10 protein-coding genes and 5 pseudogenes are annotated in these 12,023 nt (G+C 67.7%); 5 read left to right on the top strand and 10 right to left on the bottom strand.

What is annotated here, in order from left to right; genetic code table 11:
• Window positions 1-96: 96 nt before the first annotated feature.
• A complete protein-coding gene (locus ACWDR4_RS05450) occupies window positions 97-756 on the top strand; it encodes a response regulator (protein ID WP_450404164.1) in 660 nt (219 codons plus the stop codon).
• 316 nt (window positions 757-1,072) lie between these two features.
• Here the strand turns inward: ACWDR4_RS05450 and ACWDR4_RS05445 are convergent.
• Window positions 1,073-1,594, bottom strand: a pseudogene (locus tag ACWDR4_RS05445) (IS5 family transposase); the annotation flags it as partial.
• 329 nt (window positions 1,595-1,923) lie between these two features.
• On the opposite strand from ACWDR4_RS05445, the gene ACWDR4_RS05440 reads away from it, so the two are divergent.
• Entirely contained in the window at window positions 1,924-2,427 is a 504-nt protein-coding gene (locus ACWDR4_RS05440) for a hypothetical protein (protein WP_450404161.1), read from the top strand.
• A gap of 243 nt (window positions 2,428-2,670) precedes the next feature.
• On the opposite strand, the gene ACWDR4_RS05435 is transcribed toward ACWDR4_RS05440, so the two are convergent.
• The 9 genes and pseudogenes from ACWDR4_RS05435 to ACWDR4_RS05395 all read right to left on the bottom strand — a co-directional run bounded on the left by ACWDR4_RS05435 (window position 2,671) and on the right by ACWDR4_RS05395 (window position 9,394).
• Window positions 2,671-2,949, bottom strand: a complete 279-nt coding sequence (locus ACWDR4_RS05435; RefSeq protein WP_450404159.1) for a hypothetical protein — start codon at window positions 2,947-2,949, stop codon at window positions 2,671-2,673.
• Between the two features lie 31 nt (window positions 2,950-2,980).
• Window positions 2,981-3,220 (bottom strand): annotated as a pseudogene (locus tag ACWDR4_RS05430) (IS5/IS1182 family transposase); the annotation flags it as partial.
• A 53-nt stretch (window positions 3,221-3,273) separates the two neighbouring features.
• Window positions 3,274-4,257 (bottom strand): GNAT family N-acetyltransferase, encoded by a 984-nt coding sequence (locus tag ACWDR4_RS05425; protein WP_450404156.1) that lies wholly within the window; start codon window positions 4,255-4,257, stop codon window positions 3,274-3,276.
• A gap of 42 nt (window positions 4,258-4,299) precedes the next feature.
• Window positions 4,300-4,674, bottom strand: a pseudogene (locus ACWDR4_RS05420) (transposase); the annotation flags it as partial.
• Window positions 4,675-4,877: 203 nt separating this feature from the next.
• Entirely contained in the window at window positions 4,878-5,510 is a 633-nt protein-coding gene (locus ACWDR4_RS05415; protein ID WP_450404153.1) for a DUF6227 family protein, read from the bottom strand.
• The gene (locus ACWDR4_RS05410) at window positions 5,507-6,091 is read right to left on the bottom strand and encodes an RNA polymerase sigma factor (protein ID WP_450404151.1); all 585 of its coding nucleotides are present in this window, start codon (window positions 6,089-6,091) and stop codon (window positions 5,507-5,509) included. Before ACWDR4_RS05410 ends, ACWDR4_RS05415 begins: the two co-directional genes overlap by 4 nt.
• 410 nt (window positions 6,092-6,501) lie before the next feature.
• Window positions 6,502-7,566, bottom strand: a pseudogene (locus tag ACWDR4_RS05405) (LLM class flavin-dependent oxidoreductase).
• Complete coding sequence (locus tag ACWDR4_RS05400; protein ID WP_450404150.1) at window positions 7,566-7,859, bottom strand: transposase; 294 nt, start codon at window positions 7,857-7,859, stop codon at window positions 7,566-7,568. The pseudogene ACWDR4_RS05405 and the gene ACWDR4_RS05400 overlap by 1 nt, the downstream one beginning before the upstream one ends.
• Window positions 7,860-8,191: 332 nt before the next feature.
• Window positions 8,192-9,394 (bottom strand): FAD-dependent oxidoreductase, encoded by a 1,203-nt coding sequence (locus ACWDR4_RS05395; RefSeq protein WP_450404148.1) that lies wholly within the window; start codon window positions 9,392-9,394, stop codon window positions 8,192-8,194.
• 123 nt (window positions 9,395-9,517) lie between these two features.
• Between ACWDR4_RS05395 and ACWDR4_RS05390 the strand changes: the two genes are divergently transcribed.
• From ACWDR4_RS05390 to ACWDR4_RS05380, 3 genes and pseudogenes are all read left to right on the top strand, one after another.
• Complete coding sequence (locus ACWDR4_RS05390) at window positions 9,518-10,174, top strand: TetR/AcrR family transcriptional regulator (RefSeq protein ID WP_450404145.1); 657 nt, start codon at window positions 9,518-9,520, stop codon at window positions 10,172-10,174.
• 209 nt (window positions 10,175-10,383) lie between these two features.
• Window positions 10,384-10,791 (top strand): hypothetical protein, encoded by a 408-nt coding sequence (locus tag ACWDR4_RS05385; protein WP_450404142.1) that lies wholly within the window; start codon window positions 10,384-10,386, stop codon window positions 10,789-10,791.
• 136 nt (window positions 10,792-10,927) lie between these two features.
• Window positions 10,928-11,932 (top strand): annotated as a pseudogene (locus ACWDR4_RS05380) (transposase); the annotation flags it as partial.
• Window positions 11,933-12,023 lie beyond the last annotated feature (91 nt).

Here is a 12,023-nt window from a genome sequence, read left to right as displayed (position 1 = left end):
CGCGGATGGATGCCGCTCCCCCAAGAGGAGACACATGCCACTGCCTGACCGACCCGCGAGCGCCCCGTGGGGAACGCCGATACAGGAGGGGGCGAGATGAGCCAGCCGCAGCCTGTGACCGTCCTCGTCGTCGACGACCACCCCATCTTCCGGGCCGGGATGGCGACGGTACTCGGCGACCTGCCTGGCGTCACCGTCGTCGGGGAGGCCTCCGACGGAGCCGAAGCCATTGCCGCCACCGCGCGGCTGCTACCGCACATCGTGCTCATGGATCTGCGCATGCCCGGGGTCGGCGGTCTCGAGGCGACCGCCCGGATCACCACCGTCCATCCCGAGGTCGCGGTCGTCGTCCTCACCATGGACGAGGACGACGACTCGGTCTTCGCAGCGCTGCGCGCAGGGGCGTGCGGCTATCTACTGAAGGAGGCGGACGGCGCGGACGTTCACCGGGCCCTGCTGGGCGCCGCACGCGGCGAGGCCGTCTTCGGCCCCCGCATCGCCCAGCGGGTGCTCGCCCATTTCGCCTCGCCGCACGCGGCCCGGGACACGCTGCCTTTCCCTCACCTCACTGACCGGGAGCGGCAGATCCTCGACCTGCTCTCCCGCGGCCTGGACAACGCCTCCATCGCCCGCCGCCTCTCCCTCTCCGAAAAGACGGTACGCAACCGGGTCAGTGACGTTCTGGCCAAACTCCGCGCCCGTACCCGCGCGGAAGCGGTAGCCCTGGCCCGGGACGCAGGCCTGGGCCTGCCGTGAGGCCGACCCTCTACTGACCCGGTCCTGCCCAGGCGACTGGATACACAGGCCGCTCATGTGCAGCCGGCCGTCTCTCGGTGCGACCGGCGATGTCCGGGCGGTGCTGGCAAACCGGTGCTGATCAGCAAGCTCCGGCATTCTTCCTGGCTCTCCCGGAGCGTGGCTCGAACAGCAGTACCGGCGAGGCCGAGTTCCTCGGGCGACTCGGCATGGATCCGGGACACGCAGTACCTGGACGACGATGTGCTCAGCATCATTGCCACCGCGAGCGGAGTTGCAGTTCACCATTCCCTGAACGACGTAACCGACCCTGGGCTCATAGCCATTCGTTTATGGCTGCTACGAGGACGGTGGCCTCGTAGCGGACGGCGAGCTTGTCGTATCTCGTGGCCACTGCCCGGTGCCTTTTGAGGCGGTTGATGCCGCACTCGACCGCATGCCGAGCCTTGTAGTCCTGCGGGTCGCACTTCGGCGGTCGGCCGCCTCGAGAGCCGCGTTTCTTGCGGTTGCGGGCCTGGTCGGCCTTGTCCGGGACGGTGCAGCTGATCCCGCGTCGCCGCAGGTAAGCGCGGTTCTTCCGGGAGGCATACGCCTTGTCGGCGCGCACGCGATCGGGCCGGGCACGCGGCCTGCCCGGTCCAAGACGCGGGACGCGGACCTTGTTCAGGACAGGCTCGAACTGCGGGGAGTCGCCCCGCTGGCAGGCCGTGATCACGATGGACATGGGCTTCTGGCCTTGTTCGACGGCCAGGTGCAGCTTGGTGGTCAGGCCGCCGCGCGAGCGCCCGAGCCCGTGGTCGTCCGGCTCGACGCTGACGCCGCCAGGCGGCTCCTTCTCGGACTCCAGATTCTGGACTGACGCCCCGAGTCCGATGCCGTTCCCCCGGTCACGGAAGCCAGCCTCCGGCTGCACCGTTGGTCCCAGAAGCCAGTTCTGGGCGACGTCGTCTTCACCGTGGCTCCGATGGTGCCCCGCCCGAAGCCACGGTTAGTATCTGCTTGCGAAGGCCGCAGTGTCCAAAGGCAGTGCCTGTTCCTGGCGGTCAGGCAGCGGTGAACCATCCCCGCCGGCCGTCGGCTCGGCCTGGGCGGCCCGACCGGGTGACGATCGGTTGATGTGGGCATGATGCGACCACGCGGGGCAGCGCCGACGAACGGGGGAAAGACGTGAACGGCAGGCTCAGGCGCAACCTCAGACGAGGAACGGACGCGTTCGGGTACTACCTTGACGCGCCTACGACGTTCGTGCTGGTGGGCACTGCGGCACTGCTGCTCTGTGGTGTAACAGGGGTCGTGTACTTCTGGCAGCAGGAGATGACGCTCGCGGGGTACGCCGTGCTGCAGGCGGCTTGTCTGCTATGCCAGGCCGTGACCCTGGTACCGGCGGTGTGGGACGAGGTCCCTGACCTCCACCACAACGCGACGCTGGCCGTGGTGTGCGGCATAGGGATCTTCGGTATAGGCCCGGGCCTCATGGTGCTGATGCTTACGGCCAATGTGGACGGCCCCCCGATGGCGGCCGTGTTAATGGCCGGATCCGCCCTCATGTTGGCGTGCACAGCGGGGCTGATCATCGGAACGTTCCTCTCCAGCCGCGACGGGAAGGGCACGGCGGGTGCCGGACCCGCCGATTACGGCGGTGACACGGACTTCGGTAGCGGCGGCGACTGAGTCGTGTCCGTTTCTTCCAGCCACCCCAAGTTGCCGCTCGGCAACGTGCTCGCTGCCTCAATGGCACCAGCGGTCCCAGGCGATCCGTTCGACTTCCCACAACGGTGACCGTTCCGCGAACGGCGGATCCTTTCGCCGCTCTCTCCCATCGCGCACTGACCTGGGCAGTCAGGGTTCGGAAGCAGGTCCTTAGCTTGTTCTTTATCAACGGCAGTCGAAGCCTCTGTTGCTGTGTGGTGGTGTTCAGCGAGGCGGATCCAGGTACGCGTCGTGCTCGGCGTAGTGGATGACTGCCTGGCATTTCTCCAGGGGGCTGGGCCGGGCTCCGTGCCGCCAGGACGACCACACTTCGAGGACGTCCTGAGCCAGTACGACTTCGAGTAGATAGGCAAGGCCGTGCGGCGGCGCGTCGAATGCTGCGGCGACCGCGTCTGAGGCGGCCGTCCATGGCTTGGCCGCGTAGATGACCGCTTCGGCAGGTTGTTCTTCAAGGGACTGCAGAAGGTCCAGGAGAGAAGGCACGCAGAGAGAGTAAGACCGACCGGCAAACGGATCACTTGAGGCGGCGTGTGGTGGGACGCTGATCCCAGCGGTAGTGAATGGTGGCGTGGCGGATCAGCATGCGGAGGGTGACGAGTGCTGCGGCCAGGTGGAGGTAGAACTCGACGACGGTGCTGTTCTTCTCGGTGCAGCGTCGTAGCTTGCCGTAGCCGTTCATCCACGAGTGCGTTCGTTCCACGACCCACCGCTTGCCGGCCTGGATCGGGGCGGGCACGCCCTTGCGGGCGATCTCACGAGGCATTGTCAAATCTTGTGGACTGGCCGGACAGCGCAATGGCCGGTCGGTCAAGCAAGTGGCTTGCGGTAACGGACGTACTCGTTCTGCCGTCGGAACCCCACACTCTCGTAAAGGTCGTAGGACCGGTGCGGATTTGCCGTGTCCGTGAACAGCCGGGCGGTCGTTGCACCCTGCTCGCGAAGGCTCCGCAGCCCGTCCAGCAGCAGGGCCCGGCCGATTCCGAGGCGTCGCTGGTCCGTGCGGATACTCAGCTCTTCCACCTCGCCGACGGTGTGGTCGTGACGGCGGATGGAGCAGAGGGCGACGCCGACCATGTCCTGCCCGTTCCATGCAGCCCGCCAGCATGCCGGGTCGGCGGTGTCGACGAAGTCCTGGAAAGGCCATTTCTGAGTGAAACCGGTGTCCGCGTACGAATCGAGGACCGTCCTCCAGGCTGCGCGGTAGTGGCTTGCCCCGATCGGCCCTGTCCGTATCCCGGCCGGCAGTTCGCTGTCCTGCTCGGGCAACTGCTGCAGATTGCCCAGCTCCAGCTCGACCAGGCTGAAGACACGTCGGTAGCCGGCTGCGAGCAGAAGCGCCGTGGCTTCCTGCTCGGAGGCCATGGCGTTCGCTCCGATCACTGCCGTCCGCGCCGTTCCATGCTGTTTGACGAGCTGGCGGATCCGCTCCTCGGCCCAGCTCAGCATGGCTGAGCCGATGCCCTGGTGGCGATGCTCGGGCAAGAGGTAGCCGCGGTGCAGGTAGAGCCACGTATCGTCCCGCTCTTGCCACCACCGGATCGTCGAGTAGCCGACGACGCTTCCGTTGCGCACTATCAGGATCTGGTTCTTGGACGGCTCCTTCAGCGTGGCAGAGGCTTCGGCGATCTCGGCCGCTGTCGGGAGCCCTTCCACAACCGAGTGGGCATCGGCCTGGTCCCGTTCAGCACAACCCAGCCGCACCGCGGCCATGGCGCCGTGGTCTTCGTCGCCGCGATACGGCCGGAACCCGAAGCCGACCGGAAGGTCCTGTCCTGGCGTGCCATCCGACATGGCCGGATGATCTCGAACTTCGACGCAGGTCCGCCACCCTGTTCACGCCGCGGTCGGCTGTGGCCGTTCAACGAGCTGGCCGCGTTCGAAACGGGCCCCGGCGCGGACGAGGGCGACGAGGTGGGGTGCGTTCACGGCCCGCCACCGCTGTTGGGCGGACTCGACGAGCTTGAAGACCATGGCCAGGGCAGCGGGCGCGCTGCCGGCGCCTCGGGTGACCTTGGTCCGCAGCCGGACGGTGGCAAAGGTCGACTCAATCGGGTTCGTGGTGTGCAGGTGGATCCAGTGCTCGGCGGGGAAGTCGTAGAACGCCAGCAGCTCGCCCACGTCGTCGGTGATCTTCTTGACGGCCTTGGGGAACTTCGCTCCATAGGTCTTGGCGAACGCGGCCACGGCCTTGAGCGCGTGTTCGCGGTCCGTTCACAGAGAGTGAACGCCACGACGTAGAACCCGGCGAACAGCCCGCGCAACCACGCGCTCACACATGCACCTCCACGTCTGCGACCGGCACGGCACAGCGCAACAGCGCCTGGCCCCTCACTCCTTGCAACGGGAGAGGTGCCGCCCTTGCCGTGCTCCGAAGTGCCCAGGAGCCAACCCTTGCCCCCAGCGCCCAGTGGTCAGCGGACCTGTACCTGCCGTTCCATCGCCTTCCGGGCGGCGTCCTCGCTCTCGTACACCTCACACACGTACGACCCATCGGGTGCGGCCGTGCGTTCGACCTCCCAGAGGCTGACCTCGCTGCCGTCGATCAGCAGGAAGGCATGCTCGTACATCGCCGTGCCCCCGGCGTCACGGCCATCGATGCGGTACCGGCGGATCAAGCACTGGGTGATGTTGTGGGCGAGCGCGGTTTGGAGCAGCCGGTGTGTCTCCTGTCCGGGTCGGTCCTCGTTCTTGGCGCGCCGCAGCACCCGTCGGGCATGGTCCGCGGAATCGTCCGGGACGTATTGCCTGGTCGTGAGCGAGCCGGCCGCCGTCTGAGAGAGGCCCATCACCTCGGCGGCCTCCGAAAGGGCCAGCCTTCTCTCCTCTCCCGTCGCCGGATCCGGTACGAGCATGGCCGGTGCGGAGGAATCGCTGCCGGAGTCAGGGGCGGCCTCCACCTCTTCCGCCATCCAGTCGAGCAGTTGCTGTCGGCGCTGAGCCAAGTCCGTGTTGTTGACGGCGAGTTCAGCTTCAGCCTGCCGGAGCACGGCGGGAATCGACGTGCTCCGGCTGACCGGCCGGTCGCTGCCGGGGTTGTGTGTCATGAACGCGCCCCCTCTCGTGCCTTGAGCGTGTGCCCCGCTCTCTGCGCACTGAGGAGTGGACCCACCTCACGCCGCAGTACCTCTCGGGCTCGGGTGATGTGCTTGCGAACGCCCGATGGTCGGATATCCAGCAGCTCAGCGATCATCACCGCCGAATATCCCTCGTAGAAGTGCAACACCGCGACCTGTCTGCGTCTGTGCGACAGTGCGCAGATCACCTCCCAGCAACGGGCCACCGCAGCGCGCGAGACAACGACATCCGCCGGATCCGGTTGATCAGTCGAGTACCGCTCGGAGAGCTCCGGAAGCGCCTCCTCCAGCCGCTTCGCACGGCGGATGCCGTCGATCCACCTCCGGCGGCAGACCACACGCAACCAGGCGCAATGGCCGTCCGGACCCCGCCGGCCGAGGGTCTCCCAGTCCCTGGCGGCGGCCATGAACGCCTGCTGCACCAGGTCCCCGGCCTCCGCTTCCCGGCCGCCGGTCAGCACCATGGCGTATCTCATCAGCCCTGCCGCCTCCCGATCCCATAATTCCGCGACCCGCTCGGCCGTCTCCTGCGGGATACGCCGCTGCGTCACGCGCTCCTCCCGCCCTGGTCCGCCATCGACTCGCAACCGACACGGACCTCCATCGCCGGCCCACCCCTGCCCCGTTCCTGGACCACCACGGTCCCTGCCGGGGCCTGCCGAACCAACGCCACCAACGTGGTTCTCCGCTGCCACTCCGCCAGCAGACGGCCAGCGGCTACAAGAGCGGGCACCAGACACATTCCCCACCACAATCCGGGCGCCCGAGCCATCGAACACAGCCAACCCGCCCAACCCGTCCAGCTTCCCCACGCATCGTTCACACCATGAAGTCGAACGAGCCTGGCAGAACGCTGCCTTCCGAACGCACTATTCTCCCGCCGCGCTTACCCACCCTGGCCATGCCCACGAGAACCGGCTCTGGTCCACTTCCCGGGCTCTGCCGCGTGCGGCGGGTCAGTTCAGGTGAGGAGTTTCGCGAGCTGGGCCATCTCGCTGGGTGGGTCGATCACCGACTGGATGAGGAGTTCGTCGACGCCGGCCTGTTCCAGGGCGATGATGCAGGCAAGGAAGTCGTCGCGGATGCCGACCAGGGCCAGGGTGTTCATCAGCGAGGGCAGAACCAGGTCCCGGTCCTGCGGTGCGATGCGTCCGAGGTAGTTGGGGTAGAGCTTGGTGTGCCGATCCGGCGCGGTGGCGGTAGTGCCTCGCCGGACGAGGAGGCGCCGCACCGCCTCGCCTTCCTCGGGGCCAAGCTGCTCGGCGAAGGCGGGTGTGCCAGCGGCTGTATCGGCGGCGAACGCCAGCAGCGACAGGACGAGGTGGCCCGTCGCGTCCCGGGCCGCGTCACCGTGGGGGTCCTCGTCCTCGTCGAGCAGGTGGAGCGAGGTGACCGCGTAGGAACCCGCGTGGGAGTCAGAGGCGCGGGGTGCGCCCAAGGCGGCGTGACGGCGGGTGTCGTGCAGCGCGTGCCAGGCGGTGGGGTCCAGCAGACCGAAGGAGATGAGGCCGGTGCCGCAGCGGCCGGCGACGGCGGCGGCCTGCGGGCCGAGCGCGGCCACGACGAACTCGATCGGGTCGACGGTGTTCACGTGCGCCCCTGCGTGCAGGAAGCGGACGTCACGGACCCGGTCACCTTCGCGGTACTCGGTCGAACGTCCGGCGCACAGGTCCTGCAGTGCGACGGTGAAGTTCTCCAGCCCGGCCACCGCGGCCGGCGCCATGCCCAGGGTGCGCCGGGCGGTGTTCCCGGTGCCGACCCCGCAGATGATCCGGCCCGGCGCCAGGGCGTTGAGGCTGGCAAGCCCGCTCGCGGCGGCCGGGGCCGAGCGCAGCGCCGGTGAGGTCACGCCGATACCGAGCCTGATGCGGCTGGTGGCCTTCGCACACAGACCCAAGGCAACGAAGGGGGCAGCGTGGACCATCGGGGTGTCGTTGACCCAGAAGCTGTGCTAGCCCAACTCCTTGGCCCGCACGGCGAGATCCTTCACACCGGGCTGTGCAGCGACAACGACACCTGCACGCATCAAAACCTCCAAAACATGAGGCCAGTTCGTCGGACCACAACCCGTCCGCGCAGCCGGTCGTGGAACTCTGTGATCAGCCCGTGCTCGCGCCAGCGGTGGAAGAAGGCGTAGACCCGGCCCCAGCCGGGGAAGTCCGCGGGCATCGCCCGCCAGGAGATCCCGCCCGCGACCAGGTAGCGGATCGCGTCCAGCAGCTGGCGGTGGCAGTAGCCCTCGGGCTGCCCGCCTCTGCCCTGAAGCCAGGCCGGCACCGGCAGCAACGGCCGCACAGCCGCCCATTCCGCGTCCGACATGTCGGAGGGATACCGGCGCTCCCGGTCCGGATGGTCGGCCGCGTTGCCGTACACATGTGCGAGACAGTCACACGATGGAGCAGCCGAGTTGAACTGAACAGGTTCGGACGCGTATAGCAACGACACTAGGGCCTTCCGGCACTGCTCGGTTGGATTCGCATCCCCGAGCTACCGAGAGGCCCTGTCTTCATGCGCGTACCGCCGGAAGATCACCCGACCAGGAACCCTGTTTGATCTGCACGTTCCGTGATCCGTTGAGTGGCTTCTCAGTGAAGGCGACGTTGACCAGGACCCCTCGTCGTAGGATCGACCAGCTCCGCTCCAGCGGTACGTCAGTCCTGGATGAGGGCCAGTTGCTTCTGGATTTCGCGGGGGTTGGTGTCGCCGGCGACCTTCTGCAGAAGCGGGGTGTGGTCGAGGATGAAGTCGCGGACCGGCCGCAGTGGTGTCGGCGCGTGGTGGAAGACCTGGCCGAGAACGTATGCCTGCTGGACCTGCCGGGCGGTGTGGGGCTTGCGCGGGTCCTCGTAGCTTTGCAGCGCACGCTGTACGGCGGTGAGGTCGGTGAGGTCGATGCCGCGCAGGGCCCGGCCGAGGAAGTAGCCGTCCTCGATGGACATGCCTGCGCCGTAGGCGGCGTAGGGGGAGGTCGGGTGTGCCGCGTCGCCCACGAGGGTGGACCGTCCCTTGGACCACTGCTTCAGGCGGGGCCGGTCGCGCAGCACCCAGCGTTGGACGTTGTCCGGCTCTGTCTGGGCGATCAGCCCGGGCAGGGGCGCGGGGAACTCCGCGGCGGTGGCGGTGGCCGCGGCCTTGAGGTCGGACGGTGCCGGGGCGTCGGGGTCGGTGGCGGTGAGTACCCACCATTGGAAGCCGTCGCGGCCCTTGTGTCGGATCGATGTCCAGCTTCCCTGCACTGTCCTGCTGTGCGTCAGGACGGACTTGTTCGGTTCGGTGCCGTCGACGTCGGTGAAGGTGAATCCGCCGAAGATGTGCAGTCGGTGCTCGCGCTTGGGCGCATCCCCCCACAGCGTGCGCCGTACCAGCGAGTCGATGCCGTCGGCGCCGACCAGTACGTCGTGCTCGGCTGTGGTGCCGTCGGAGAAGTGCAGAGTGGCCGCGTGGTCGTTCTGCTCGATCCGGGTCACCTGCTGGTTGAACCGGAGGGTGCCCGGCGGGATGGCGGCGAGCATCCGCTCGTACAGTTCGGGCCGTAGCAGTCCGATGAATCCGCCGCCGTATGCGCGCTTGGTCTCCGGGTCCTGCTTGACGTGCGCGCGCACGTGGCCCCGGAGGTTGCGGAACTCGGAATCCGTGGGGGAGCCGAGGTCTTCGGTGTCCACTCCGAGGATGCGGAGCGCCTTCAGGGGCGGCGGCCACAGGTTGAGGATGTTGCCGGCCGGCCGCGCCTCGCGGTAGCGCTCGTAGACAACGACCTCGTGACCGGCCTGGGCTATGGACAGGGCCGCGGCCATACCGGCCGGACCGGCGCCGAGGACGGCGACGCGGCCGCCGGGGTTGTTCGGCATGAGCATGGGGACACCTCGCGTCATCGAGAGGAAACAATAGCGAGCGCTACTGTTAGCCGCAGACTGTAGTGTGGACTACGGTTCAGTCAAGACCTGTGCACGCACCCCGGGGAACGAGAGGCTGAGGTCATGGGCGAGGCCCAAGCGGCGCAAGCTGCCGATTTGGAGATCCGGCCGCCCAGGCAGCGTCGCAGTCGCGAGGCGTGGAACCGGGTGCTCGATGCCGGAGTGTCGATCCTGGAGGACGGCGGGTACGAGGCGTTCACCATCGCCGCCGTATGCGAGCGGGCCGCGGTCGCGCCGCCGGCCATCTATGCCCGCACCGCCAGCAAGGACGCTCTATTCCTCGCCGTCTACGAACACGGCATCCAGAGCCTGCGCGCGGAGCAGCAGGTCTTCTCCGACAACAGCCGCTGGGCAGACCTGTCCGCTGCCGAACTCGTCCGCGCGGCAGTGGCCGAAACGGTCGGCATGTTCCTGCGCCACGAACGGTTCCTGCGGGCCGTCGTCCTGACCTCCGCGTCACATCCTGAGATCCGGCGCCGAGGTTCCCGCTACAGCCAGGAGCTCGGGAACGGATTCGCCAGGGTGGTCCTTCGGGTGGCGGACGCCATCACGCTCCCCGATGTCGAAACTGCGGTGCACTCCTGCTTCAGCACTGTCTTCGCCGCGTCGGTCATCCGTGTCGCCTACGGCCCGGGATTCGCCCGGCCGGTGCCTGTCGAGGACGACGCCTTCATCGCCGATCTGGCAGAGACGGCGGTGCGCTACCTGCTGTCTGCCTGACGGCTTTCTGCCCGAACCTCTGTCATCTCCGGCATCACTGTCCCCCAGCATGACCACACAGTGACGGGACCAAGCGCTGACACGCACGACCGAAGCACCCGGTTCAGAAACAGGCTCTCAGCTTGTTCTTTAACCTCTGGCGCTGATGCCTCTGTCAGTGCGGGGCCCTATCCTCCGGGAGCGTCACGGATGGAATAGGAGTCGTTGCTGTGAAGATCGCAGGGATTGACCTGTATGTGAATCACCCGGTGATGGCGCTCGGTTCGACCGAGTGGATCCCCACGACACTGGCTCTCAACAACGAGCCTGCGGCAGCCTGCGACACACACGTCATCGTTCGGGTGCGGGCCCAGGTGGCGCTGGTCAAGGTCCGAATCTTCGTTGATCACGGTGAGGCGGATGACCGGGGACGGGATGTGGGGACTCTGACCACGGTGTTCGACGGGCATCTCCTGCTGAACGATGGACGGTTCGTCGTGGGGGATGTCGTCGGTGAGAGCCGGTTCACCACTTCCCTGCTTGGGAAACCGGGCAGGCGGCGGGTACAGGTTTCTGTCGACGACCCGCAGGGATGGGCCCGCGCTGTTGACATAGTCATCAGCGCCGAGATGGTGTGACGGAGCCGCCTATCGGCTCGAACGATGTCCCGAACGCGCTCGCTCGTACGAGGATTCCGGGGACGTGAACACGGCCTCCGTCTGATCCTGTGCTCCGACCAAAGAGGCACTTGACCAGTACGAAGGCCGTGGGGGAATGAGTCTGCTGCAACCTGGCGTCCGGCGGGAAGCGTTCGCGGTGGCGTCACACTTCCGGGACGACTTCTTCGACTGCCTGCCCGTACGCGGGGACACGCTGTTGGAGCTGACCGACGTGTTGCTGTGCGCGGACGGACCGGTGACCACACCGGTGGACCTCACGTTGACGGCGGAGCACCGTCGCGGGCACGGCGCGATGTACGACGCGCTGAACAGCGGGAACGTCGATGTGCCACGGCTGCGGCAGGTCCTGGCCGGGCTGCCGCAGCCCGAGGCCGCCGACCGGCGCCTGGTCCTGGCAGTGGACGTCACCCACTGGCTCCGGCCGGACGCACCGACCAGTGCGGACCGCCTCTTCTGCCACGTCTATGGCCGCAGCGGACGCTCGTCGGACCAGTTCGTGCCCGGCTGGCCCTACTCGTTCGTCGCCGCGCTGGAGTCTGGCCGGACCTCGTGGTGCCAGATCCTGGACGCGCTGAGGATGGGGCCGACCGATGATGTCGCCGAGGTCACCGCGGCCCAGGTCCGACGCGTGGTCGAGAACCTCATCGACATGGGGCAGTGGCAGCAGGGCGACCACGACATCCTGATCGTCTTCGACGCAGGCTACGACGCTCCGCGCATGGCCTATCTGCTGGAAGGACTGCCGGTGGAGGTCCTCGGGCGGATGCGCGCGGACCGCGTGATGCGCAAGCCCGTCCCGGTGCCGTGGATCTCACCGCCACAGGGCGGGCGCCCGCCGAAGCACGGCAAGGAGTTCCGCTTCGCCAAGCCTGGCACCTGGGGCGAGCCCGATGCCGCGACGGTGCAGGTCACCGACCGCTATGGCACGGTTCGCGCGACCGCCTGGGACCGCATCCATCCTCGTCTGACCACCCGCTCCGCGTGGATCGACCACACCAGCGAACTCCCCGTCATCGAGGGCACGTTGATCCGTCTGGAGGTCGACGGCCTGCCCGGCGGCCACGATCCAGTCCCCCTCTGGCTGTGGCGGTCGGCGACCAGATGCCTGGCCGCGCCCTCGATCACGCCGCTGCCGATCGGCCAGCCCCGGGCGAGCGCCCGGTCGTGGCGGAGGAAGTCGCGGGCTTGGT

Source organism: Streptomyces sp. NPDC000878, from assembly GCF_053599695.1.
Note: the sequence above shows the minus strand (reverse complement) of the source record. Positions and strands in the feature narration are given on the sequence as shown.

Excerpts from the sequence above, each read along its gene's own strand:
- ACWDR4_RS05400 (WP_450404150.1), bottom strand. The coding sequence starts at position 7,859 with ATGTCGGACGCGGAATGGGCGGCTGTGCGGCCGTTGCTGCCGGTGCCG.
- ACWDR4_RS05415 (WP_450404153.1), bottom strand. The coding sequence starts at position 5,510 with ATGACACACAACCCCGGCAGCGACCGGCCGGTCAGCCGGAGCACGTCG.
- ACWDR4_RS05395 (WP_450404148.1), bottom strand. The coding sequence starts at position 9,394 with ATGCTCATGCCGAACAACCCCGGCGGCCGCGTCGCCGTCCTCGGCGCC.
- ACWDR4_RS05425 (WP_450404156.1), bottom strand. The coding sequence starts at position 4,257 with ATGTCGGATGGCACGCCAGGACAGGACCTTCCGGTCGGCTTCGGGTTC.
- ACWDR4_RS05450 (WP_450404164.1), top strand. The coding sequence starts at position 97 with ATGAGCCAGCCGCAGCCTGTGACCGTCCTCGTCGTCGACGACCACCCC.
- ACWDR4_RS05390 (WP_450404145.1), top strand. The coding sequence starts at position 9,518 with ATGGGCGAGGCCCAAGCGGCGCAAGCTGCCGATTTGGAGATCCGGCCG.